This window comes from Streptomyces ziwulingensis, from assembly GCF_039542605.1.
Taxonomy (GTDB): Bacteria; Actinomycetota; Actinomycetes; order Streptomycetales; family Streptomycetaceae; genus Streptomyces; species Streptomyces ziwulingensis.
Map to the genome: position 1 here is coordinate 109,485 of NZ_BAABIG010000039.1, position 24,135 is coordinate 133,619.

Consider the following 24,135-nt stretch of genomic DNA (forward strand, 5'->3'; position numbering starts at 1 on the left):
GCGGGCGCCCGCCGGGAGGGGCCGGGCGGGGTGCGGCTGAACGGGGGGTTCGCGCGTCAGCGGGTCTCGGCGGCGGTGAGCAGGGAGCGCAGGTCGGGGACGAGGGGGGTGCGCGGGTCGGCCTGGCTCAGTCGGGTCCGGGCCCGTTGGCCGAGGCAGAGGCCGATGAACGGCAGCCCGATCGCCCGCGCGGCACGCTGCTCGGCGACCGACCCCCCGACCAGCACGGACTCGGCGGCGGCGGCGTCGAGCCGTTCCAGCGCCCGGTGCAGGACGTACGGGTGGGGCAGGAGCCGGGTGAGGTCCTCCTCCCGGCCGTGGACGCCGCCCGTCAGTTGGCCCAGCAGTCCGTGCCGCCGTAGATACGTCTCGACCGGTGCCGGGGCCCGGTCGGTCACCAGGGCGAGCGGGACCCGCCGGGTGTGCAGGGCGCGGATCAGCCGGTGGGCGAGCGGGGTGGGCCGTGCGGTGCGCGCCGCCCGCTCCTCGTGCCGGTCCAGCCGCCGGCGCACCTCGGGGGCGAGGCGGTGACCGGCGAGCCCGCGCACCAGGTCGAGCGTGCCGGGGTAGTCGTCCGAGGGGGCCAGGCCGATCCGGGGCAGGGGCTCCCGGCCGGACAGCACCTCCTCGGGATCGCGCTCCTCGCCGAGGAGCCGCATGACGTCGAGGAGCACCTCGCGCTCCGCGCCCGCCCGGTACAGCCGGGCCACCACGTCGTCGAAGCCGAGGAGCACGCAGCGGGCGCCGGCGAGCAGGGACTCGGCGGTGGGACGGGGGGAGACGACCGGCGGCCGGGGTCCGGCCTGCTGCTCCTCGCCCGCCCACAGGCGGGACCACAGGTCGTCCTCCGTGGGGAACGGGCCCTCCGGGAGTTCGTCCGGGGCGGCCACCGCGCCGTCCGGAAAGCCGCCGCCGAGGGGCTCGGGGGGCTCGGGGGGGTCCGGCGGGTCGCCGATGGCGTACGTCGGGCGGACGTGGTCCTGGCGCAGTTCGCGGCCGAGGGCCAGCAGGTCGGGGTCGCGGCCCCCGGACAGTTCGTACTCCTCGAACGCCTCCAGCGCCTCGTCCAGGCGGCCCTGGCGGCGCAGCGCGATCAGGTACAGGCGGCGGTAGTCCTCGCGGAAGGGGTACTGCCGTACCAGCCCGGCCAGCCGGCCGGCGGCCCGGTCGGCGTCACCGAGCGCCAGGTCGAGTTCGGCGCGGGTGGCGTGCAGGGTGAGCCGGAGCCGCTGGAGCCGGTCGCGGGCGGTGCGGGCGGCGGGCCCCGGCACGTCCGGCAGCGGGTCGCCGCCGCGCCAGAGCCCGAGCGCCTCGGAGACGAGCCGGCGGGCGTCGGCGTAGGCGCCGGCCGCCCGTGCCCGGTCGGCGCGGTGGACCAGGTCCTCGCAGTGCACCAGGTCGACGTGGTCGGCGCTGGTGTGCAGGGCGTACCCGTGGGACGGCGACGCCAGCACACCGGGGCCCAGCGCGGCGGTCAGCCGCTCCACCAGCCGGCGCACCTCGGCGCGCGGGTCGGACGGTTCGACACCCGGGTTCCACAGGCCCCACCGCAGCTCCTCGTGGGTGACCGTGCGGCCGTGCTTGAGCAGCAGCGTGGCGAGCAGCGCGCGGACGTCCGGCGCCAGGTCGGGGGTGCCCTCGGGGCCCTCGACGCGCAGCGGGCCCAGGGCGTAGTAGAAGCGCTGCTCGTACGCCTCGCGCGCCCGCCGGGACAGTTCGGGGTCGGTGAGCAGGTCGCGGCCCTGGACCTGGGTCGCCAGGGAGCGGGACATCAGCAGGTCGAGGGCGTGCGCGTACGGGCCGCGCAGGGCCTCGGGGAGATGGGTGAGCTGCCGGGAGTCGATCGGGACGGTGCGGTGGGAGGTGCCCGACGCCAGCCGCAGCAGCACCTCGCACAGGGCCCGCAGGTCCTCGGACCGGGCGCCGGGGCGGGCGCCGCGTCCCGGTGCGAAGAGGCTGAGCCGGACCGTGCCGTCGGGCAGCAGCACCACCCGGGAGGCCTCCAGCGCGCCGTGCGTGGTGCCCACCGCGTGCACGGCGGTGAGCGCCCGCGCCAGTTGCGCCCCGACGGACACGGTCAGCGGCGCCGGGAGGCGGTGGCCGTGGTCGGGGCGGCTCAGCGAGCCGAGGGCGATGCCGTCCAGGTGCTCCATGACGACGTAGGGCGCGTCGCCCTCGAACCCGGCGTCCAGGACGGTCACCACGTTCGGGTGGTCGATCCCGCGCAGCAGCCGCGTGTCCCGCCGGAACGCCTCCCGCTCCGCGCGGCCGGTGACCGGGGCGTGCACCCGGACCAGGACCGTGCGGCCCGCCTCGGTGTCCTCCGCCAGCCACACCCTGCCGTTCGGCTGGAGCCGCCGCACCAGCCGGTACCGGCCGCCGCCGAGCCGCCGGGGCCCCGGTGTCCCCGCGGGCGCCGGTCCGGTGGACGGCGCTCGCGGCGGCCGCGGCACGGCGGGCGGCGGCGGGGACGGTGGTCCGGACGGCTGCGGTTCCCCGGTGGTCAGCCGCCGCGCGCTGCCCGGACTGATCGCGGCGAACGCCTCGTCCAGCGCCCCTGGCTCGGTGCCGTGCGGGGCCGGGGTCAGCGCCCGGAACTCGCCCGGGGAGCGGCCGGCCCGCTCGTCGATCAGGCCCCCGGTGCGCAGCAGCAGGTCGTGGGTGCGGGCCCGGGCGGTGCGCGGCAGCCCGCGCAGCAGCAGGTCGCGCACGCCGGGCCGGAAGGCGTACGAGCCGGGCGGCCCGGGGACGGCGGCGAGTATGCCGCTGAGGATCACCTCGGCCAGGTGGGCGGGCCGGGGACGGGGTTCGACGGCGGCCTGCACCAGGCGCATCACCGGCAGGTCCGGGCGGCCGAGGGCGAGATGCCCGGCGAGCCGGTACGCCTCGGCGGACGCGCTGGCCCGGAACCGCAGGACCAGCTCCTCGGGGGAGAGCCGGGCGATGTCGGTGCGGTCGTCGGCGTCGGCGGGCAGCGGACGGTCCAGGAGGGCCGCCGCGCCGGGGTGGGCGGTGCCGCCGGGACCCGCGACCAGCGCCGCCCAGTTGGCCAGCCACTCGGGCCCCGGCTCCAGCATCGGCACGGGTACGGGTACGGCACCGGCGGGCCGGGGGGTGGCGGGGGTGCCGGGGGAGCCGGAGCTGTCCGCGGGGTCGTGTGAGTCGTCGTACGGGGTGAAGGTGAGGGCCGCGCTGGGGGCGGCCCGGTGCGGGGCGGTCAGCCGGCCGGCCACCGGCGGCAGCGCGGTGTCCCGCCACAGGTGCTCCGGGAGCGGCTGGACGACGGCCAGCGGCATCCGCTCGGCCCAGCGGCGCAGGGTGGCGAACCAGCGGGTGCCGGCCGGGCCCGCCCGCCACTGCGGGCCCATGCAGTCGCTGATCAGGAGGGTGACCGTACGGCCGTCGGAGGGGGCGTGCGTGCCGGGGCCGTCGACGCTGCCGTCGGGGGCGGCGCACCGCACGGTGACCGTGCGGAAGACGCCCGACTGGGCGAGCGCGGCGTGCAGTTCGCGCACCAGCGGCCGCCACACCGGCATGGTGGGCCCGGTGTCGCACACCAGGTCCAGCCGCAGCCACCGTTCGCGCACCGGGCGCATGACGGGCAGCCACCACTCGGGGCCGGCGCCGAGCCGGGCGATGCGGTCGGCGGTCGCCGCCTCGTCCACCTCACGGCCGACGGGCGCGTCGGTGTGGCGCTTGAGCGGGCGCAGGGCGCGCTGGAGCGCCAGCGGGTGAGCGAGCATCGGCGGGGCGGGGGCCAGCAGCGCGGCGTGCGGACCGGTCCGGGCCGTCCGCCCGGCGGGGGTGGGCGGGGGCGGCAGGTGCAGCGGGGCGCGCGGGACGCCGGGGGCGGGGGGCGGGTCGGCGCCGCCGGGACCGGCACCGGTGCCGGTGCCCGCGCCGGGGTCCGGTGCCGGGGCGGCGGGGGCGGTGGGACCGGACGGCGACGGCGGGTCGCGCGGCGGTCCGCTCCGGTCGTCCGGCGGCCGCTGCGGGGCCGGCCCGCGCGGCGGCGGGGGGCCGGCCGGTGCCATGTGACCGGCGAGCCAGAGCACCTCCGCCAGCTCCAGCGGGGTGGGGCGGGTGCCGGAGGTCGCCCGGTCCAGCAGGTCGGCGAGGCGGGCCAGCGGCTCGGGCGGGTCCGGGCGGTCAGAAGGCATGGGGCTGCGGGGACTGGCCGAGGTACGGCATCAGCCGCTCCGCGAGTTCGTCGAGGGAGTCGGCGCCGAGGCCGGAGGCGCGGGCCAGGTAGAGGGCGTTGAGGAGCTGGTCGGTGGCGAGTTCGCCGCCGCCCACCCGGGACAGGAACCGGGTGATCAGTTGCTGCCCGTAGTCGTCGGGCTCGCCGAGGTGGGCGCGGACGATGTCGGCGAGGTGCCGGTCGTCCGGCTGGCGCAGGCGCAGGGTGACACAGCGGCGCAGGAAGGCGGGCGGGAACTCGCGTTCGCCGTTGGAGGTGAGGACGACGAAGGGGAAGGCCCGGCAGCGGACCCGGCCGTGCTCCACCGGCACCGGCCGGTCGGTGCCGTCGGCCATCACCTCGGCCCGCCCGCCCGGCGCGTCCCGGGAGGCCCGGACCAGCTCCGGGATCTCGTACTGGCCCTCCTCCAGGACGTTCAGCAGGTCGTTGGGGAGGTCGAGGTCGCTCTTGTCGATCTCGTCGATGAGCAGGGCGCGGGGGCGGGCGTAGGGCAGCAGGGCGGTGCCGAGCGGGCCGAGCCGCAGGTGGTTCTCGACGCCGGTGCCGGGGTGCGCGGGCTCGGGCGGCGCGGTCCCGTCCGGGCGCGCGGCCGGCTGCCGTGCCGCGTACAGCCGCGAGAGCGGGTCGTACTGGTAGAGGCCGTCGTGCAGCGAGCTGCGGCTGGTGATGTTCCACCGCAGCACCGGGCCGAGGCGCAGTTCGCGGGCGACGGCGTAGGCGAGCGAGGACTTGCCGGTACCGGGCGGCCCGGTGACCAGCAGCGGGCGGCGCAGGTAGAGGGCCGCGTTGACCAGTTGCACGGTCTGCCCGGTGGCCCGGTAGGTCGCCGCGCGGTGGGTGCGGTCGGGCGAGGTGGCCGAGGCGTCGTCGCCCTCGGCGGGCGGAGCGAGCACGGGGTGCCCGTCGAAGTCCCGCCAGGGCGGGGGCGGCGGCAGCTCGGCGATACCGTCGTGCGGTTCGGGGGCGCCGGTGTAGACGGGCCACAGGGCCATGGGGCTTCTCTCCGGGGGCGGCGGGTGGGTGAGGGGTGTCTGTTCCACGTCGGCTGGGGGCAACGATGGCTGGGGGCGGGTCCGGGGCCGGGGGCCGGTCAGACCGGTGAGTGCAGGCAGGCGGTGGGTTCCGGGAAGCAGCGCGGATCGTCCCACAGGAGCTGCGCCTGGTGCGCCCAGTGGGCGTCCGGGTCGTCCGCGGCGTCCGCCGTCTCGCGCAGTTCCCGTATCAGCCGGGGGAGTTCGGCGGGCGGCACGCCGGTGACGGTCTCGGCGAGCCGGTCCAGGAAGTCCGTACCGGCGCAGGGGCCGCCGGGGTCGTGGCCGGGGCAGCCGGTGCGCGGCCACACCAGGACGGGTACGGGAACGTTCAGGCCGACCTCGAAGTGCTCCCCCGCCGTGCCGGGCGGGGCGGCGAACCCGGCCAGCTCGGCGTCGTCCCGCAGCCGTTTGCGCAGGCCGGCCGGGCGCTCCCGGGTGCCGCAGTCCACGCGGTGCGGCGGGGCGCCCGTACTGCCGTCCAGCGCGCGCCACTTCTTGGCGAGCTGGTGGCGGAGCCGGCCGCCGCGGTGCCGGGACCGGTCGGTGACGACCAGCGGGTAGGCGCAGCCCAGCGGGGTCGGGTCCTCGGGACCGCACTCCCAGCGCGCCACCGGCTCGTTCAGCCACTCGCGCGGCAGGACGAAGGTGAGGAGTTCCTCGGCGTCCGGGTCGAGCTGGGCGAACGCGTCGTCCATGCGGTCCTGCACATAGCCGCGCACCGCGGTGCGCGGCAGACGGCTGGCGCCCACCGGGCGGCGGTGCCCGTCGCGGTAGGCGGACACCTCGACGGTGACCTGGTCGCCGCCTGCGCCGCTGTGCCCGATCTCCACGACGATCGGCGACCAGGCGGCGGCGGGCGCCGGCGGTTCGCGCAGCAGTTCCTGGAGCCGGTCGGCGAACCGGGTGACCGCGGCCGGGTCGGGGACCTCCCACTGCACGTACGCGGCGGCGGCCCACAGCGAGGCGAAGCTCTGCTCGGGCTGCGGGTCGAAGGGGTCCATGGCCGACGCGTACAGCCGGTTCGGGTCGCAGTCCGGGAGCGTCGTCCCGGCGCGGCGGACCAGCGTGTACAGCCGCCGCAGCGCGTCCGCGCGGTGCCCTGGCGTGGGCACCAGCTCGCCGAGCCCGGCCCAGTAGCGGGCCATCACCTCGACGGGCAGCATCCGCCCCACGCGGACGTCCCGGCCGCCCGCGACCGCCGAGACCATGCCGACGACCGTGCCGTCGCCGAGGGTGACCGCCGCCCCGCTGAACCCGCCCGCCAGCGGCTGTCCGTGGGCCGTGAGCGCCTCCAACTGCACCCACTCGTCCGAGATCAGCGGACCGGGCAGGGCCCGGTAGGAGGCGAGCGTGCCCTCGTCGTACCCCTTGGGGAAGCCGTAGGCGATCAGCTCGGGGGAGGGGGCGCGCGGGTCGGTGCCGTGCTCCGCGCCGGGCTGGGCGAAGACGGCCGGGGTGAGCGGCACCTCGCGGTCCAGTTCGAGCACGGCGAGGTCACCGCGGTCGGCGCCGCCCTCGCGCCAGCCGCCGTGGACGGCGACCGCGGCGGACAGCGGGCCCCAGTCCGGGCGGCCGGGGAAGGTCACGGTGACCGGCTCCCGTTCGCTCCACCGGATGACGTGCGCGCAGGTCAGCAACTGCCGGGCGGAGACGAGGAAACCGGCGCCGACCTCTTTGCCGCACTCGATCCGGGCGTGCCACGACGTGCTGCTCATGACCGGCCGGCGGCCTCCCCGTCCGCCGTCCGTGCCGCGTCGGCCGGGGACGTCCGCCCCGGTGACCAGTGCAGCTTCACCACCAGATGGCCCTCGGCGGTGCCTTTCGCGATGACCGCGCCGGCCTCCGCGCTCAGCCGCACCCCGAACTCCAGCTCCACGGAGTCGGGCCGCAGCACGCCGTCCCGGAACACCCGCAGCGCGGACTCGGCCGCGGCGCGCACGCCTTCCAGGGCGCCCTCGAAGGTGCGGGCCGCCTGGGCCGGACCGTCGCCGCGCGAGACCAGGCGGGCGCCGGTCTCCTCGTCGACGGCCTCGACGACCACTTGGGCGCCGTCCTCGGTCTTGAACTCCAGCAGTCCGTCCATGGTGCCGTCCCGTTCCCCCGTGTGCTGTTCGCTGTCCCGGGCCGCCGCATTCCTGCCGCTCGCCCGTCTCATGCTGATGCCGTCTCATGCCGTCTCATGCCGTCCGGCCGTCCCGTGCCGTCTTACGCATGTGCACGCCATTGTGACGGACGGTACTCGGAGCTGTCCGGTATTCCGTCGGCCGTCCCGGGGCGAGGTGGCGGGAACGCGCCACTGCGCCAATCCGCCACCCATGGTCAACTCCGCCGCGACACCGCCCCCCTGACACTCATGCGGAGTGTTCCACGGGGACAACGGAGAGAGGCGTGGATGAGTACACGACGCAGACGCGGACGTACGAGAGCGGGCGCGCGGCGGGTGCCGGCCGGACGTGGAGCGATCCTCCTGTCCGCCGGGCTGGTCTGCGCGCTGCTGCCCGCCGGACCGGCGGCCACCGCGGCCGGTGCGGCCGGCGGTCCGCCCACCGGTACGCCGCGGGCCGCCCCGGCGGACCCGGCCCGTACCGTCACCCTCGTCACCGGTGACCGGGTCACCGTCACGGAGGTCGGGGACGGGAAGAAGACGGTCACCGTCGAACGGCCGAAAGACGCCACCGGCGCGGTACGCACCCGGAACACGAACGGCCGGATCACCGTGGTCCCCGACGAGGCGCTGCCGTACCTGCGGGCCGGCACCCTCGACCGACGCCTCTTCGACGTGAGCGAACTGCTGCGGCAGGGCCTCGCCGACACCGACACCGACACCGACACCGACACCGACACCGACACCGACACCGGCACCGCCTCCGGTGAGCTGCCGCTGATCGTCACCTACGACAAGGGCGCGCCGGTCGCCACCCCCCGGGGCGCGGTGCGGACCCGGGCGCTGCCCAGCGTGCGCGGCGCCGCCGTCGCGGCGGACAAGGGGCGGGCCTTCTGGCGGGACTTCACCGCCCGGGACGGCGTCGCCGGCGTGTGGCTGGACGGCCGGGTCACCGCCGAGATGGCCGAGAGCAACGCCCAGATCGGCACGGCCGAGGCGTGGCGGGCCGGGCTGACCGGCAAGGGCGTCACCGTCGCCGTCCTCGACTCCGGCGTGGACGCGGGCCATCCCGACCTCTCCGGCCGGATCTCGGCCGGCCGCAGCTTCATCGAGGGCGAGGAGGTCGCCGACCGGCACGGGCACGGCACCCACGTCGCCTCCACCGTCGGCGGCAGCGGCGCCGCCTCCGAGGGCCGGGAGAAGGGCGTCGCCCCGGGCGCCGCGCTCGCCGTCGGCAAGGTCCTCGACGACGCGGGTTCGGGCAGCGAGTCGGAGATCATCGCCGGGATGGAGTGGGCCGCCCGGGACGTGGGCGCCGACATCGTCTCGATGAGCCTCGGCTCGACCGAGCCCAGCGACGGCACCGACCCGATGGCCCAGGCCGTGAACACCCTCTCCCGCGAGACCGGCGCGCTGTTCGTGATCGCCGCCGGCAACACCGGGACGCCCTCCTCCATCGGCTCGCCCGGCGCCGCCGACGCCGCCCTGACCGTCGGCGCCGTCGACTCCGCCGACGAGGCCGCCTACTTCACCAGCGCCGGCCCCCGCCACGGCGACCGCGCCCTCAAGCCCGACCTGTCCGCCCCCGGCGTCGACATCCTCGCCGCCCGTTCCCGGCTCAGCGCGGGCAGCGGCGACTACGTCGCCATGAGCGGTACGTCGATGGCGACCCCGCAGATCGCCGGGGTGGCCGCCCTGCTCGCCGAGAAGCACCCCGACTGGACCGGTGAGCGGCTCAAGGACGCCCTGATGTCCACGTCGAAGACGCTCGACGCCTCCGCCTACCGGCTGGGCGCCGGCCGGGTCAGCGTGCCCGCCGCGACCACCGCCGAGATCACCGCCACCGGCAGCACCGACCTGGGCTTCTACTCCTGGCCCTACGAGGCGGACAAGCCCGTCGTCCGGACCGTCACCTACGCCAACTCCTCCGACCGGCCGGTCGAGCTGACCCTCTCGGCCGAGGGCGCGGCCGAGGGCGTCGCCACCCTCGCCGACACCCGCCTCACCGTGCCCGCGCACGGCACCGCCGCCACCACCGTGACCGGCGACGGAGCCAAGGCGCCGGTGGGCGAGACCAGTGGCCGGATCGTCGCCGCCGACGCCGCCGGAACCCCCCTCGCGCACACCGCGTTCGGGCTGGTCAAGGAGGAGGAGCGGTACACCCTCACGGTCCATGTGAAGGACCGGGCGGGCGCGGCCACCGCCGCCGGCCTGGTGGTGCAGCCGCTCGCCGGGGATGCCGACGCCGAACCCGCGTACGTCGGCGACTCCGGCACCCTGGAACTGCGGCTGACACCGGGCTCGTACAGCCTCACCTCCTTCCTCGACGTGCGCGGCTCCCACGGCGCCGACTCGCTCGGGCTCGGCTTCCTCGCCGCGCCCGAGATCGTCCTCGACGGGGACCGTGAGATCACCCTCGACGGCCGCAGACTGCGCGAGCTGGACACGGACGTCGACCGGCGCACCGAGACCCGGCAACTGCTCATGGAGTACGACCGCAGCGCGAACGGCTCGGACCTGTCCGAAGCGGTCCAGGTGCCGCCGGCGTACGACAGCGTCTTCGCCGCGCCCACCCGGAAGGTCACCGAGGGGGAGTTCGAGTACCGGACGGTGTGGCGGCTGGGCCGGCCGCTGCTGACGGTGGCGGGCGTCGGCGAGGCGACCGTCCAGTCCGGCGGCACCCTCGGCCGGGGCCGCGTCCGGCTGCCGCTCGTCGACGTCGGCGACGGCCCGGTCACCGGCGTGCGCGGCAAGGCGGTGCTCGCCCGGCTCACCGGCGGCACCGAACCCGCCGCCCTCGCCCGGGCCGCCCAGGCGGCGGGCGCCAAGGCCCTGTTCGTCACCGACGACGCGCCCGGCCGGCTGATGGCCTGGTGGGGCACGGACGACAACGCCGCCCGGCCGCTGACGATCGCCACCGTCTCCGCCGCCGACGCGGCCCGGCTCCGGCACACCGGCCGCGTCGACATGACCGGCAGCCCGGAGACGCCGTACGTCTACGACCTGTCCGAGGGGCACCCCGGCGCGATCCCCGACCGGGACCTCACCTTCGCGCCCCGCGCCCGCGACCTGGCCGCCCTGCACACGAAGTACCACGGCGCCGAGGCGTCCGGCGCCGAGTTCCGGTACTCGATCACCGACGCCTTCCCCGTCGGGGTCGGCTTCAAGGAGCGGATCGCCTTCCCCGCCGAGCGGACCGAGTACGTCTCGACCACGCGCGGCCAGCTCTGGCACGAGTCGGTGGAGTCCGAGGGCGGTGCGCTGGAGCAGCGCGCCGGACTGGTCCGGTACTCCGGCGGCACCCACCCCGAGCTGTCCTGGTTCAAGCCGGTCTGGCACCCGTGGCTGGGCACCGGCCTGGGCTGGGGGCAGCAGCGCGCGGGCAGTTGGATGCAGTTCAACGCTCCCGGTTGGGGCGACTCCGGGCCGGACCACACCGGCTTCGGCGACGTGTGGAGCGAGGACAGCGGCATGACCCAGACCACGGCCCTGTACCTGGACGGCGTCCTCGCCGACCGGATGACCGGCTCCACCGCCTACCTGTGGGACGCGCCCGCCGACGAGCACTCCTACCGGCTCGTCACCGACACCGCGCTCGACCGGGACAAGTGGCGCCTCGGCACGGAGGGCCACGCCGAGTGGACCTTCCGGTCGGCGGCCACCCCGCAGGACCGGTGGACCTTCCTGCCACTGATCAACCTCGCCTTCGACGTCGACACCGACCTCGCGGGCGAGGTGCGCGGCGGCCGGAAGGTGCCGGTCGGCATCGGCGCGCGGTACGTGGCGGACGCCCCGGACACCGGGAGGATCACCGGCGGGACGCTCGACGTCTCCTACGACGACGGCGCGTCGTGGCGGCCGGTGAAGCTGCGCGCCGGTGACGGCGCCTCCTGGACCGGCACGCTCACCGTGCCCCGCGACGCCGGCACCGTCTCGCTGCGCGCCTCGGCACGCGACGACCGGGGCGGCTCGGTGCGCCAGGAGATCGTGCGGGCGGTGGGCGTGCGGTAGGCGCCGGATTCCGGACCCGCGACCGGCGCCGCCCCCCTGGGAAGGGGGGCGGCGCCCTGTCCGGTCAGCCGCCTGTCCGGTCAGCCGCCGGTGCGGTCAGCCGCCTGTGCGGATCACGCCCAACTCGGCCAAGTCCTGTGGCCGCAGCCTCAGTTGATCGGCCGTCTCCTCCGCCTGGCCGGGCGGGCGCTTGAGGATCGCGGCCGCCGCCTCCGGGGCGATGACGGAGAAGTAGCTGTCCGGGGTGGCCCAGGTGGCGCCCGGGGCCGCCAGGGCCAGCGCCCCGCCCGAGCCGCCCTCGCCGATCAGCAGCGAGGTGACGGGGGTGCGGGCGGCGGCCACCGCGCCGAACACCTCCGCGATCGCGGCGCCCGCGCCCTGCCGTTCGGCCTCGGCGTCGTTGGCCGCGCCCGGGGTGTCCACCAGCGTCAGCACCGGGATGCCGAGCCGGTCCGCGAGACGGATCAGCCGGGCGGCGGTGCGGTATCCGGCGGGCCGGGTCGCCGTCCCGGTCTGCGCGGCGTACGCGACCGTCCGGCCCGCGTGCGTGCCGAAGCCGCACAGCATGCCCTCCGGGTCCCGGCCGCCGCAGCGGTCGCCGCTGATCCCGGCCCGGTCGGTGAAGTAGGCGTCCAGGTAGGCGCGGGCCCGGGGACGTTCGGGCGCCCGGGCCCGGCGGACCGCCTCCCGCCCGCTGTCCGGCGGCTCGGTCGCGCCGAGCGGGGCGGGTACCGGGGCCGGGGCGTCGGACGGGTCGGTCAGCAGCCGCAGCCAGCGGCCCAGCGTGGCGCGCAGCTCGCCGGGTGGCACGACGGCGTCCGCCGAGCCCGCCGCGACCTGCGCCTCGGCCGTGTAAGCCGCCGGATCGGCGTCCCGGGGCCGGACCCGGGAGCCGGCGAAACCGACCTGTGCGCCGGGCAGCGCGAGCACCACGTCCGCGCCGGCGCCGAGTGTCGCCCAGCCGCCGCCGGTGGTCGGGTCCCGCACCACCGCGATCTGCGCCAGCCCGGCGTCCCGGGTGAGCGCCGACTGCCGCGCCACCCGCTGGAGCTGGGTGAGCGCGAGCATGCCCTCCTGCATCCGGCTGCCGCCGGTGGCGATCAGCGGGACGACCGGCAGCCGGTGGGCGCGGGCGTGGGCGTACGCCGCCTCCAGACGGTCGCCGGTGCGCTGTCCCAGCGAGCCGCCGAGGAAGCCGAACTCGAAGGCGATCAGCACCGCCGGGGTGCCCCGCACGGTGCCGGTCCCGCAGACCACGGACTCCGACTCGCCGGTGCGCTCGGCGGCGCGGGCGCGCGAGGCGTCGTAACCGTGCCAGCCGAGCGGGCCGTCGGGGGCGGTCCGCCGGGCGGGATCGGGGCGCGTGGGGTGGGGGAGTTCGGTGAAGTCGTCGGTGAGCAGGGCGAGGAAGCGGCGGGCGGAGAGCCGTTCAGTCATGGCGCAGCGCCCGCTTCATGATCTTCCCCATGTCGTTGCGGGGGAGGGTGTCGAGGTGGTGCAGGACCCGGGGCCGCTTGTGCGGGGCGAGCCGGCGGGCCACGTGGTCGGCCAGTTCCGCCAGCGCGGGCGGGGCCGCGGGGTCGGCGGGCACCACCCAGGCCACGATCCGCTCGCCCAGGTCGGCGTCCGGCTCACCGGTGACCGCTGCCTCCCGCACCGCCGGGTGTTCCAGGAGCGCGTTCTCGATCTCCCCGGCGCCGATCTTGTATCCGCCGCTCTTGATCAGGTCGGTGGCCTTGCGGCCGACGATGCGGACATAGCCGTCGGGGTCGCGCACCGCCATGTCGCCGGTGCGGAAGAAACCGTCGGCGGTGAAGGCGGCGGCGGTCGCCTCGGGCCGGTTGAGGTACTCGGTGAACAGGTTCGGGCCGCGCACCTGGATCTCGCCCACGGTCTCCCCGTCGTACGCGCTCACCTGCGAGCCGTCCTCCTCGGCCAGCCGCAGCTCCACGCCGGGCAGCGGCACGCCCACCGTGCCCGCGCGGGCCTCGCCGTCGGCGCGGACGCTGGTGTTCATCAGCGTCTCCGTCATGCCGTACCGCTCGATCACCCGGCGCCCGGTGGCGGCGGCGATCCGCTCGTGGTCGTGGACGGGCAGCGCGGCGGAACCGGAGACCAGCAGCCGGGCCCCGGCGAGCGCCTCGGCCAGCCCCGGGTCGCCGGGGAGCGCCTCGGCGAGACGGTGGTACATCGTGGGCACGCCGAAGAGCATGGTGGCGCCGGCCGTCAGCTCCCGCGCGACGCCCTCGGCGGAGAACCGCCCGAGGTGGCGCACCGAACCGCCGCGGCGCAGCGGCCCGAGGGTGCCGAGCACCAGCCCGTGTACGTGGAACAGCGGCAGCCCGTGCACGAGGACGTCGTCGCCGGTCCACTGCCAGGCGTCGGCGAGCGCGTCCAGCGTGCTGGACAGGGACCGGCGCGGCAGCACCGCGCCCTTGGGCGGGCCGGTGGTGCCGGAGGTGTAGACGACCAGGGCGGGGTCGCCGTCGTCCGCGTCGCCGTCGTCGGGCACGGGGCCGGTGGCATGGACGTCGACGTCCACGCGGGTCAGGCCGGCCAGCGCGGCGGGAAGTGGGTCGCCGGGGGCGGCCAGGACGAGCGAGGGGGCGCTGTCGGCCAGGATGTGGGCGAGTTCCTTCTCGCCCGACTTCGGGTTGAGCGGTACGGCGGCGACCCCGGCGAGCAGCGTGCCCACCACGGCGACGGCGGTCTCCATCGACGGCGTCGCCCAGACGGCGACCCGGCCGGCGCCCCGCACCCCGGCGGCGGTGGCGCCCGCCGCGGCGGCCAGTTCCGCGTACGTCAGCGCGCGCTCACCGAACCGCAGGGCGGGCCGGTCGTCCGGGGCCGGGGCCGTGGTCGTGACCGGGCCCGTGGTCGTGGCCGGGGAGCCGGTCAGGGCGGGGAAGAGAGAGGACACGCGGGGTGCTCCTTAGCTGTTGTCCGGCGGTTGCCGATGGTTGCCGATGGTTGCTCACGCGGGTGTGGCGGGTGTGGCGGCTGGACCCGGCGGGCCCGGTCACGGCCCAGCCCTGGATCAGCTCCGGACTAGCCGAAGCCGGGTACCACCAGCACCAGCCAGGCCAGCGCCGGTACGACCGCCACCACGATCCCTCCGTACACCATCAACTGCCGGAAGAAACCTTCGCGGTCGGCCTCGGGTGCCGCGGCCAGGACCAGCGCCCCGTTGGTCGAGAACGGGCTCACGTCCACGACCGTCGCCGACACGGCGAGCGCCGCCACCATGCCGACCGCGCCGATCTCCCCCTGCGCGAGGAAGGGCACGGCCAGCGGGATCAGCGCCCCCATGATCCCCACGGAGGAGGCGAACGCCGAGACGAGCGCGCCGATGTAGCAGAGCAGCACGGCGGCGAGCAGCGGGACACCGATGCCGCCGACGCCCTCGCCCGCCCAGGTGATGGTGCCCATCTCCTGGAGCACGCCGACATAGGTGAGGACACCGCAGATCAGCAGGACCGTGGACCAGGCGATCTGCCCGACCGCCCGGCGGCTGTCCTCCGGCCACAGTGTGCTCAGCACCACCGCCAGCGACACGGCGGTCAGACCCGCGTCCAGATCGAAGCCGAGCACGGCGACGACGAGGGCGGCCAGGGAGACCAGGGTGGCGATCCGGGCGGGGGTGAGGGCGGGGCCGGCGTCCGGGGCGGAGGGGTCTTCGTCGGGACGGGGGCCGGCGCCCGGGGCGGAAGCGGCCGCGTCGGGACGGTCCGCGCCCGGGTCCGCGCCGCCGTCCCGTGGTACCTCCGCCCCCCGCGCCCACAGCTTCCGCCCGCCGCACACCAGGAACACGACCGTCGCGATGAGCACGTTCGCGATCAGCGAGGCGAGGAACAGGGCGATCTCGTTGCCGGGCAGGTTCTCGCGCGCGACGATGCCGTTGACGATGGTGCCGTAGATGCTGATCGGCGAGAAGCCGCCCGCCTGGGCGCCGTGCACCACCATCGTGCCCATCAGCAGCGGGCTGATCCGGTGACGGGCGGCGAAGCTCAGCGCGACCGGCGCGACGATCGCGACCGCCGCCGGGCTGACCGCGCCGATCGCGGTGAGCGCGCCGGTGAGCGCGAACATCACCCACGGGATCAGCGCCACCCGCCCGCGCACCAGCCGCACCGCCGCGTGCACCAGCCAGTCGGTGGTGCCGTTGGTCCGGGCGATCGCGAACAGATAGGTGACGCCGACCAGGACGACGAACAGGTCACCGGGGAACCCGGCGAAGATCCCGTCCGCGTCGAGGTCCGCGACGAGCGTGCCTACCCCGAAGGCGGCGGCGAAGGCGAGCGCGCCCATGTTGACGGAACGGGTGGTGGCGAGGACGAACACCACGACGAGCACGAGGATCGAGATGAGTTCGGGGGACATGCGGGCTCCCGACAACGACGACGACGGACGTGGACGGTGGCGACGGGCGAATGGCCGAGTGGCTGAGCCACTCAGGGGGCGGGGAGGCGGGGGCGGGGGTAGGGGCTGGGGGCAGGGGCGCGTACGGGAAGGTGCGGTGGCTGGTCAGCGTGGGCCCGCGCCGGGCCCCCGGTCAAGGGGTCGGACCGGAATTGGCTCAGCCACTCATCCACCCAGGTGCCCGGTGTTAGGCTCCGGCGAGAGGCCGTGCGACGGGAGAGGGACCGTGAGTGACGCCCTGCGCCCCATGACCAGGCAGCGCCTGTACGAGCAGGTGCTCCAGCGGCTGCGGCAGTACGTCGTCGAGGGCGGCCTGCGGGCCGGCGACCGGCTCCCGCCCGAACGGGACCTCGCCCAGCGCCTCGGCGTCAGCCGCGCCTCGGTGAAGCAGGCGATCGTGGTCCTGGAGGTCCAGGGCCTGGTGGAGGCGCGCCACGGCGGCGGCACCTACCTCGTCCGTGACAGCCTCGACGTCGAACCGGTCGAGGACATGGTCGAACGCCGCCGGCGCCTCCCGGACGTCCTGGAGGCCCGGGAGGCGCTGGAGACGAAACTCGCCGAACTCGCCGCCGAGCGGCGCACGGAGGACGACCTCGCCGCGATGCGGTCCGCACTCGCCCTGATGGCCGGTGAGATCGAGGACGGCGACCACGGCACCGAGGGCGACCGGCTGTTCCACGCGGCGGTGACGGCCGCCGCGCACAGCAGTCTGCTCGCCGAGTTCATGCGGTCCATCGCCCCCCAGATCGCCGAGAGCCGCACCGAGTCCCTGCGCCAGCCCGGCCGCCCCGGCCGCTCGCTGTCCCAGCACCGGGCGATCCTCGACGCGATCGCCGCCCGGCAGCCCCGGCAGGCGGCGACCGCGATGCGCCGCCACGTCCGCACGGTCGCCGAGGTCCGCCTCCTGGACTGGGACCCCGACGCCGACAGGCCCTAGCCAAGGTGCTGGCCAGGGCCTGCCGGTGACCTTACGTCGCGTTCCGGTCCCGTGGGGGATCAGCCGTGCGAGACGTCCAGCGAGTAGAACGCGACCTTGGCGCCCTTGGAGCTGTCGCCCGACGCCGACTGGTTGTAGGCCCCGGCCTTGAAGTACTGCTTGTACGACTTGAAGGAGTCGGCGATGGGGTAGTGGGTGGTGCTGCCGTTGACCGTGAGGTCGATGGTGTCGCCGCCGGAGACACCGATGGTGTAGCTCCACTTCTCGCCGACCGGGACGTTGCCCACCGAGTGCTGGGTCTGCCCGCCCTCCGGCGAGTTCTCGGTGCCGAGGGTGATGTCGCCGTTGGCGCTGTAGTACAGCTCCAGCAGCGGCTTGGTGGACGAGCCGCCCTCACCCAGGTGGATCTGGCCGACACACACCTTCTTGGAGACGGAGATGACACGCAGGGTCGCGCTCATCCTGTGGGTACCGCTGAGCGACCAGTTCGCACTGCCGCCGCCCGGGTCCATCTCCCGCAACTCCGAGCGCGGGTACTTGGAGTTGGGGGTGGTGACACCCTGTTCGGGCGACCAGAAGGTCAGGGCGCCGTCGGTGTCGGTGTAGATGTAGTCGTTCTGGTAACCGCTCTGGAGTTGCGAGGGCGAGACCGTGTTGGGCGATCCCGAGGAGCCGACCGGTTCCTGGAGCTGCCAGATCGACAGGTCGATGCCGCCGCCGGTGGCCGTCTTCGGGTCCGCCGCGCCGAGGTTCCCGGTCTCCTCCCGGCTGCCGCTGTCCGGCCCGTCGTCCGTGGCACCGGCCGACGGCGTCGGCGTGGCGCTGCCGCCCGTCGCCAGTCCCGTCACCGGCCGCGCGGTGTTCCGCACGCCGGGGCTCGTCGTGTTGACCGTGTTGAAGGTCTTCAGGAACTGGTAATCACTCTGCTCGGTACCGCTGCAGGTGTCGGAGAGCTTCCCGGCCTCGGGGCACGCCTTGTCCCGGCCCACCGCCCAGAACGCCAGTTGCTGGATGCCCTTGTCGACGGCGAACTTCGCGAGCAGTTCCGCGTCGGCGGTGGTGAAGGTCTCGCCGGGGGTGTCGTTCACCCCGATCATCGGCGTGTTGCCCTGCATCGCCCACAGTTCCTGCTCCGACTTGGCCGGCCAGATCTGCCCCAACTGCCCGTGCAGACCGGTCGCCGCGTCGATCGCGGCCTGCCCCATGTCCGCCACCGCGCCGCCGTAGTCCATCGTCATGATGTTCACCAGCGACACCCGCAGCCCGGCGCTCTCCGCGTCCTGGAGCAGCGCCACCCCGCCGGCCTCCAGACCCTGACGGCCCGACGGCAGCGTGAACTGGACGTCCAGGTGCCTGCCGCCCGCTTCGGCCTCCTTCTGCAAGGCCGCCAACGCCTGGTTACGGCGGTGGTTGGCGTCGCTGTCGCCGAGCGCGGACCCCTCGATGTCGAAGTCCAGCCGGGTCAGGTCCAGCGCGTCCACCGCCGTCCGGTACTGCTCCTGGAGCGCCGTGGCCGAGTCGCACGCCTGCCCCAGCTCGGTCCCGGACGCCCCGCCGAACGAGGCGATGACGTCGCCGCCCGCGGCGCGCAGCCCCTGCACCGCCGACGACCAGCCCTCGTCCGTCACCGGCGTGTCGCCGTTGAAGGTGGCCTTGCAGCCGCCGCCGTCCAGCACGAACGCCAGCGTCGCGTACTTCAGACCCGCCGCCCGGGCCTCGTCCAGCGCGGACGGCGACCCCCACGTCTCCACGTACGGGGCCGCGTACCGGGCCGGCCAGCCCGTACCGCTGCCCGTCGCCACGGTGCCGGCCGTCGAACCGCCACTGGCGGACGGGAGCGCGATGGCCTCGCCGCCGTCGGTGACGAATTTCCAGTTGACGCCCTTGACCAGGCCCTTCTCCAGCGGCGCGAGCTTCTCGAACGCGGTCTGGCTGAGGTCGAGATGCCCGGAGTCGCAACTGGGGCACATGTCCTTGACGGGCACGGTGATCGTCTTGCCCTGGTAGGACACCTCGACCGAGACGCCGTCGCAGAGCCGGTCCTGGTTGGGGTCGGCCGAGGTCCACCACTCGTGGGACACGGCGACGAGGTCCTCGGTGGCCGCGTCGACCTGGGTGCCGCACGCGCCGTAGCCGCTGTCGTTGTAGTACGTCATCTGGCCGGAGATGGTTTCCGTGCTGATCGGGTCGTCGGCCAGTGCCAACGAGACACTTCCCAGGGTGACGGTCACCAGGGCGACGGAGCCGCCCGCGATGATCCGATTCCGAATGGACACACAATCTCCTGGTCGGTCACGGGTGGTGGATCGGCTGCGGCTCCGGACCCGACGAGCAGCCCCCGGCCCCGCCGCGCGGCCCGAGGTGGTCCAGGACGGAGACCACGCAGGGCCGATCATGGAGAAGGCGCAAGGCCCAGGACAGTGATCGGCCGGGTGATCTGCCCGGTGAGGCACCGACTGCGCCTCTTCGGCCACTGCCGCCGGCGCGGCTTCGTCCCCCGTCCCGGCCGCGCCACCGGGCCGCCGCGCCACCGCGCCACCGACCGGACGGCCGGCCGACGCGCAGGTCAGGCGGCCAGGCCCGGCCGGGACACGAACCGGCCCAAGGGGGTGGCGCTCTGCGCCAGTTCCTTCTTCGCCGCCGTCCAGCCGGCGTCCTCGACGCCGAGCGCGTGGCGGAGGTAGGCGCGGGTGAACCGCTGGATCAGGGCGACGCGCCCGGGGTGCTCGTCCGTCGTCTCCCGGACCTCGTAACCGGCGATCCCGCCCAGCGAGTGTTCCGCCCCGAAGAGAGTGAGCAGGCTTTTCGCACCCGGGCTCAGGTGGTACGGGTCGGCCGTCCACTCCGGTCCCCGGACGGTCAGCGGGGAGTCGTCCCGGTCGCCCGTGATCACGAGGGCCGGCGTGGTCATGTGGGCGAAGCTCGGGTTCAGGAACGGGAAGTGCTCGGCGGCGAACGGCGTCAGGTCGGCGCCGCCCCTCCCGGCCGTGGCGAGCAGCACCCCCGCCTTGATCCGCGGGTCGGACAGGTCCTCCCCCGCCCCGCTCACCGGGTCGAGGACGCGCAGTCCCAGCAGGTTGCCCGCCGTCTGGCCGCCGAAGGAGTGGCCGGCCGCGGCGACACGGTCCCGGTCGACGCGGCCGGACAGCCCGGGAACGGCGGCTTCCAGCACGTCGAGCCGGTCCAGGACCCGCTTCAGGTCCGCCACCCGCAGTCGCCAGAGCCGCGCTGTGCGGGGATCGTCCTGGGCGAGGCCCACCGTCCTGGAGTCGAGGTGGGTGGGCTGCACCACCACGAAGCCGTGCCCGGCCCAGTGGTCGGTCAGGGGGCCGTAACCCTCCAGGGACGAGCCGTAGCCGTGCGAGAAGACGATGACGGGCAGCGCGCTCCCCGTCGTCGGCGCGGAGATCCGGACTTGGAGATCCGCCCCGCGACCCGGCGCCTCAAGGGTCACCGGCTTCACCGAGACGACGGGGGAGGGGGTGCCGGGGACTCCGGCACGAGCACTGTCGGACAAGCTGGTCACAGCCGTTTCCTTACCTTGCGAGGGGGTGCGGGACCTTCGGCAGATCCCTCGGGAGTTACGCTAAAAGCTCACATCGATGTCAGAGGCAAGAAGTGTGGTCCGGGACACAAGGGGCGACGGGGACCCGGGGAGAGAGGGTGGAGACGCGATGCGTATCGGCGAACTCGCCACCAGTACCGGCATCAGCGTCCGGTCGCTGCGCTACTACGAGGAACAGGACCTGCTCGCCTCCCGGCGCAGCCCGAGCGGCCAGCGCCACTATCCGGCGAGCGCGGTCGACCGGGTCCGGCTCATCCAGCAGTTGTACGCGGCCGGGCTGTCGAGCACGTCGATCCGGGAGCTGCTGCCGTGCGTCGTGGACGGCGAGGCCACGCCGGAGCTGCTGGTCCGGCTCGCGGCCGAACGCGACCGTATCGAGGGGAAGATCGGCGACCTGGCGGCCGCCCGGGACCGACTCGACACCGTCATCACCCACGCCACCACGAACCTGCGCACCGGCCGGCACTGCCGCGCCGGGTGACCGTCGCACCGCCCGCCCAGTACAAGAGATGTCGTACGAAGAGGAGTTCCGTGCCCCACATAGCGCTCGTGACCTGCCGTCCCGGTCCGCAGACAGGAACCGACCCGGATCTCCCGGCCCTGGCACGGGCGTTGGCGGCGGCGGGCGCGGAGGTCTCCGTCGAGGTGTGGGACGACCCCGGCGTCGACTGGGCCCGGTTCGATCTCGCGCTGATCCGCTCCACCTGGGACTACAGTTGGCGGTCGGCCGAGTTCATCGCCTGGGCCGAGACGTGCGGCAAGACGACCCGACTGGCCAACTCGCCCGGGCTCGTGCGCTGGAACACCGACAAGCGCTACCTGGAGGACCTCGCGGCGGCCGGCGTCCCCGTCGTCCCCACCCGCTACCTCGCTCCCGGTGAGGCGCCCGTCCTCCCCGAGGACCACGAGTACGTCGTCAAGCCGACCTCCGGGGCGGGGGCGCGGTTCGCCGCCCGGTACACGCCGGGTGAGCGCGCCGACGCGGTACGGCAGGTGGAGCGGATGCACGCCGAGGGACTCACGGCGATGGTGCAGCCGTACCTGCGCTCCATCGACACGGCGGGGGAGCGGGCACTGCTGTTCGTCGGCGGGCGCCTGCTGCACGCGAGCCGCAAGGGCGCCGTCCTCACGCCCGGCACACCGTACGACGCGAGCAAGAACGCCCACCCGGGACTTGAGGTGTGGCGGCCCACCCCGGCCGAGACCGGCGTCGCCGAGCGCGCGCTGGCCGCCGTACCGCTCCCGGACGAGCCGCTCTACGCCCGGGTCGACCTGGTGGACGGCGAGGACGGCCTGCCGTGCGTGATGGAACTGGAACTGGTCGAGCCCAACCTCTTCCTCTTCCTCCACCCGCACTCCCTGCCCCACGTCGTCGCGGCCGTCCTCACCGCGGCCGGCGGCTAGCCGCCGGCCGTCACCCGCAGACCGTCACCCGCAGACCGTCACCCGCAGACCGTCACCCGCTGACCGCCGTCCGTTGCAGCAGCCCCCAGGTGAACTCGGCGACCACCTCCCGGCGCACGCCCCCGGCGTCCGGGGCCGCGAAGGCCAGCGCCCAGCGGGTGGGCGCCGAGCCCTGGAGCGGGCGGGCGGGGGCGAAGGCGCGGGCCGCCTCGTCGACCGTGCAGGACCAGGGGGTGAGGTCGGCGAGAGTGCGCAGGGGCGGCGGCGCGGCGGCCGGCGCGCGGACCAGCCACTCGTTCCAGACCGCCCCCTTCGCCGCGGCGAGCACCTCGAAGCGCAGGTCGGGCCAGAGGGGGAGCGGCCACCGCCACGCCTCGCACTCCAGGTCGCCGATCCGGCGCGGGGTCACCGACTCCGGTTCGCCGAGCACCGAGCGGTAGCGGGCGGCGGCCGACCGGGACCGGGGTGAGCGGAGCATGGCCTGCCAGCGCTTGTTGGCCTCCCGCAGCTCCGCTGCCGAGACGCCCAGCGTGTGCCGGGCCTCCTCGACCAGGTCCGCGTTGTGGTCGGCCATGCGGCGCAGCAGCACGAGCTGGAGGTCGAGGGGGGTGAAGGGGTCGGCGGGGCGCTGTCCGGTCGGCATGCCGTCCATCGTGCCCCGCCGGGCCGCCGCCTCGCGCACCGTCCACGACCATTGCCTGTGACATGCCGGTATGACTAGCCTGTTCGCCATACCGGTCGCCAGTTGAAATTTCGAACAAACGTGAAGTCCAGACAGAAGGGGGGAGCCGGCTGTGGGACGCCTCGTACCTGCCGTGACCAGGGCTCTCGACATCCTTGAGCTCTTCCTCGACGGGGACGGCACGCTCTCCGCCCCCGACATCGTGCGCCGGCTCCAACTGCCGCGCACCACCGTGCACGAGCTGGTCACCACGCTCGCCGCCCGGAAGTACATCGTGCAGATGCCCGGCCAGCCGGGACGCTACCGGCTCGGCGTGCGCCCGTACCAGCTCGGCGCCCGGTACGCCGAGCACCTCGACCTCGCCGCCGAGGGCCAGCAGGTCGCCCGGGTCGTCGCCGAGACCTGCGACGAGACCGTGCACGTGGCGATCCTGGAGGACACCGACGTCATCTACATCGCCAAGGTCGACTCCACGCACGCGGTGCGCATGGTCTCGGCGGCCGGCCGCCGGCTGCCCGCGCACTGCACCTCGGTCGGCAAGATGCTGCTGGCCTCCCTGCCCGACGCGGAGCTGTCGGCCCGGGTCCCGGACGGCGTGCCGCTCGCCGGGATGACGCCGAACAGCATCACCGACCCGGCCGGACTCCGCGAGGCCCTCGCGGAGATCCGGGAGCGCGGCGTGGCGGTGGAGAGCCGCGAGTCCAATCCGGACGTGAGCTGCGTGGCCGCCCCGGTACGCGACCGCACCGGACAGGTCGTGGCGGCGCTGTCCATCTCGGTGCCCATGATTCGCTGGAGCGACGAGCGCCGCGTCGAGCTGGAGCAACTCGCCGCGAAGGGCGCGGCGGACCTGTCGGAACACCTGGGACACCGGAGCGTGGCATGAACTGGGAAGTGGCGGTACGGGCCGAGGCGGCACTCGGGGAGGGCCCGACCTGGGACACCGGGGCCGGCCGGCTGATCTGGGTGGACATCCTCGGCCGCCGGGTGCACACCTTCGACCCGGCCACCGGCCGCCGGACGGTACGCACCACCGAGCAGCACGTGGGCGCCGCCAAACCGCGCGCCGGCGGCGGCCTCGTGCTGAACCTGCGGGACGGCATCGCCCTGCTCGACCCCGACGGCACCCTGCGCACCGCGCACCGCGAGGCCGTCCCGGGCCGCCGCGCCAACGACGCCGCCGTGGCCCCGGACGGCAGCCTGTGGGCCGGGACCATGCGCTACGACGAGGCCCAGGGCGGCGGCACGCTGTCCCGCCTCACCGGCGACGGCACCTTCACCACCGTCCTGTCCGACGTCACGGTCAGCAACGGCACCGGCTGGAGCCCCGACGGGCGGCTCATGTACTACGTCGACTCACCGACCCGCCGCCTCGACGTCTTCTCCTACCACCACGACCACGACCACGAGCAGGGTTCCGGCGCCGGGGAGGTGCGGATCGGCGACCGGCGCACGGTGGCCGAGGTCGAGGCGGGCGCCGGTCTGCCGGACGGCCTCGCCGTGGACGCCGACGGCTGCGTGTGGGTCGCCCTGTGGGACGGCGGGGCGCTGCGCCGCTACACCCCCGACGGCCGGCTCGACCGGGTGGTCGAACTGCCGGTGACGCGGGTGACGGCGTGCGCGTTCGGCGGCGCGGACCTGACCGACCTGTACGTCACCACCGCCCGCACCGGCCTCGACGCCCCGCACCCGCTGGCCGGTTCCGTCCTCGTGCTGCCCGGCGCGGGCCAGGGCCTGCCGCAGCCGGCGTTCGCGGGCTGAACCGCGGGGGTCCCGCC

Annotated in this window: 16 protein-coding genes and 1 pseudogene; 6 read left to right on the plus strand and 11 right to left on the minus strand. The window is 75.2% G+C overall.

Translation table 11 applies throughout. The features are described from left to right. Nucleotides 1–56 precede the first annotated feature (56 nt). The 4 genes from ABEB00_RS20230 to ABEB00_RS20245 all read right to left on the minus strand — a co-directional run bounded on the left by ABEB00_RS20230 (nt 57) and on the right by ABEB00_RS20245 (nt 7,318). Nucleotides 57–4,160: an SAV_2336 N-terminal domain-related protein gene (locus ABEB00_RS20230; protein ID WP_345621289.1), complete on the minus strand. Its 4,104-nt coding sequence runs from the start codon at nt 4,158–4,160 to the stop codon at nt 57–59. Continuing rightward, a complete protein-coding gene (locus ABEB00_RS20235) occupies nt 4,150–5,193 on the minus strand; it encodes an AAA family ATPase (protein ID WP_345621291.1) in 1,044 nt (347 codons plus the stop codon). Before ABEB00_RS20235 ends, ABEB00_RS20230 begins: the two co-directional genes overlap by 11 nt. 98 nt (nt 5,194–5,291) lie before the next feature. After that, nucleotides 5,292–6,950: a VMAP-C domain-containing protein gene (locus tag ABEB00_RS20240; RefSeq protein WP_345621293.1), complete on the minus strand. Its 1,659-nt coding sequence runs from the start codon at nt 6,948–6,950 to the stop codon at nt 5,292–5,294. Next, nucleotides 6,947–7,318: a CU044_2847 family protein gene (locus ABEB00_RS20245; RefSeq protein ID WP_345621324.1), complete on the minus strand. Its 372-nt coding sequence runs from the start codon at nt 7,316–7,318 to the stop codon at nt 6,947–6,949. Before ABEB00_RS20245 ends, ABEB00_RS20240 begins: the two co-directional genes overlap by 4 nt. Nucleotides 7,319–7,627: 309 nt before the next feature. Between ABEB00_RS20245 and ABEB00_RS20250 the strand changes: the two genes are divergently transcribed. Continuing rightward, nucleotides 7,628–11,350, plus strand: coding sequence for a S8 family serine peptidase (locus ABEB00_RS20250; RefSeq protein ID WP_345621294.1), 3,723 nt, complete (start codon nt 7,628–7,630; stop codon nt 11,348–11,350). A gap of 96 nt (nt 11,351–11,446) precedes the next feature. Here ABEB00_RS20250 and ABEB00_RS20255 read toward each other — a convergent pair whose 3' ends face one another. From ABEB00_RS20255 to ABEB00_RS20265, 3 genes are all read right to left on the minus strand, one after another. Further along, on the minus strand, nt 11,447–12,787 hold the full coding sequence (locus ABEB00_RS20255; RefSeq protein WP_345621295.1) for a carboxyl transferase domain-containing protein: 1,341 nt from the start codon (nt 12,785–12,787) through the stop codon (nt 11,447–11,449). Then, a complete protein-coding gene (locus ABEB00_RS20260) occupies nt 12,780–14,270 on the minus strand; it encodes an acyl-CoA synthetase (RefSeq protein WP_345621296.1) in 1,491 nt (496 codons plus the stop codon). The genes ABEB00_RS20255 and ABEB00_RS20260 overlap by 8 nt, the downstream gene beginning before the upstream one ends. A 128-nt stretch (nt 14,271–14,398) precedes the next feature. Then, nucleotides 14,399–15,730, minus strand: a complete 1,332-nt coding sequence (locus tag ABEB00_RS20265; protein WP_345621297.1) for an SLC13 family permease — start codon at nt 15,728–15,730, stop codon at nt 14,399–14,401. Nucleotides 15,731–15,995: 265 nt separating this feature from the next. On the opposite strand from ABEB00_RS20265, the gene ABEB00_RS20270 reads away from it, so the two are divergent. Next, nucleotides 15,996–16,706 (plus strand): FadR/GntR family transcriptional regulator, encoded by a 711-nt coding sequence (locus ABEB00_RS20270; RefSeq protein WP_345621298.1) that lies wholly within the window; start codon nt 15,996–15,998, stop codon nt 16,704–16,706. Nucleotides 16,707–16,765: 59 nt separating this feature from the next. Here the strand turns inward: ABEB00_RS20270 and ABEB00_RS20275 are convergent, their stop codons facing one another. The 3 genes and pseudogenes from ABEB00_RS20275 to ABEB00_RS20285 form a co-directional block, all read right to left on the minus strand. Then, a complete protein-coding gene (locus ABEB00_RS20275) occupies nt 16,766–17,575 on the minus strand; it encodes a polysaccharide lyase family 7 protein (RefSeq protein WP_425586535.1) in 810 nt (269 codons plus the stop codon). 1,026 nt (nt 17,576–18,601) lie between these two features. Beyond that, a pseudogene (locus tag ABEB00_RS36090) lies at nt 18,602–19,102 on the minus strand (cysteine/serine endopeptidase inhibitor); the annotation flags it as partial. Between the two features lie 170 nt (nt 19,103–19,272). After that, on the minus strand, nt 19,273–20,232 hold the full coding sequence (locus ABEB00_RS20285; RefSeq protein ID WP_345621300.1) for an alpha/beta hydrolase family protein: 960 nt from the start codon (nt 20,230–20,232) through the stop codon (nt 19,273–19,275). Nucleotides 20,233–20,380: 148 nt separating this feature from the next. Here ABEB00_RS20285 and ABEB00_RS20290 point away from each other — a divergent pair, with 148 nt between their 5' ends. Both ABEB00_RS20290 and ABEB00_RS20295 read left to right on the plus strand, forming a co-directional pair. Next, entirely contained in the window at nt 20,381–20,752 is a 372-nt protein-coding gene (locus ABEB00_RS20290; RefSeq protein WP_345621301.1) for a MerR family transcriptional regulator, read from the plus strand. 50 nt (nt 20,753–20,802) lie between these two features. Further along, nucleotides 20,803–21,675 carry an ATP-grasp domain-containing protein gene (locus ABEB00_RS20295; RefSeq protein ID WP_345621302.1) on the plus strand — a complete coding sequence of 291 codons (873 nt, stop codon included), beginning with the start codon at nt 20,803–20,805 and terminating at the stop codon, nt 21,673–21,675. Between the two features lie 52 nt (nt 21,676–21,727). Here the strand turns inward: ABEB00_RS20295 and ABEB00_RS20300 are convergent, their stop codons facing one another. After that, nucleotides 21,728–22,318 (minus strand): hypothetical protein, encoded by a 591-nt coding sequence (locus ABEB00_RS20300; protein ID WP_345621303.1) that lies wholly within the window; start codon nt 22,316–22,318, stop codon nt 21,728–21,730. Between the two features lie 151 nt (nt 22,319–22,469). Between ABEB00_RS20300 and ABEB00_RS20305 the strand changes: the two genes are divergently transcribed. Next, nucleotides 22,470–23,243, plus strand: coding sequence for an IclR family transcriptional regulator (locus ABEB00_RS20305; RefSeq protein WP_345621304.1), 774 nt, complete (start codon nt 22,470–22,472; stop codon nt 23,241–23,243). Beyond that, nucleotides 23,240–24,118, plus strand: a complete 879-nt coding sequence (locus ABEB00_RS20310; protein WP_345621305.1) for an SMP-30/gluconolactonase/LRE family protein — start codon at nt 23,240–23,242, stop codon at nt 24,116–24,118. Before ABEB00_RS20305 ends, ABEB00_RS20310 begins: the two co-directional genes overlap by 4 nt. Nucleotides 24,119–24,135: the final 17 nt, after the last annotated feature.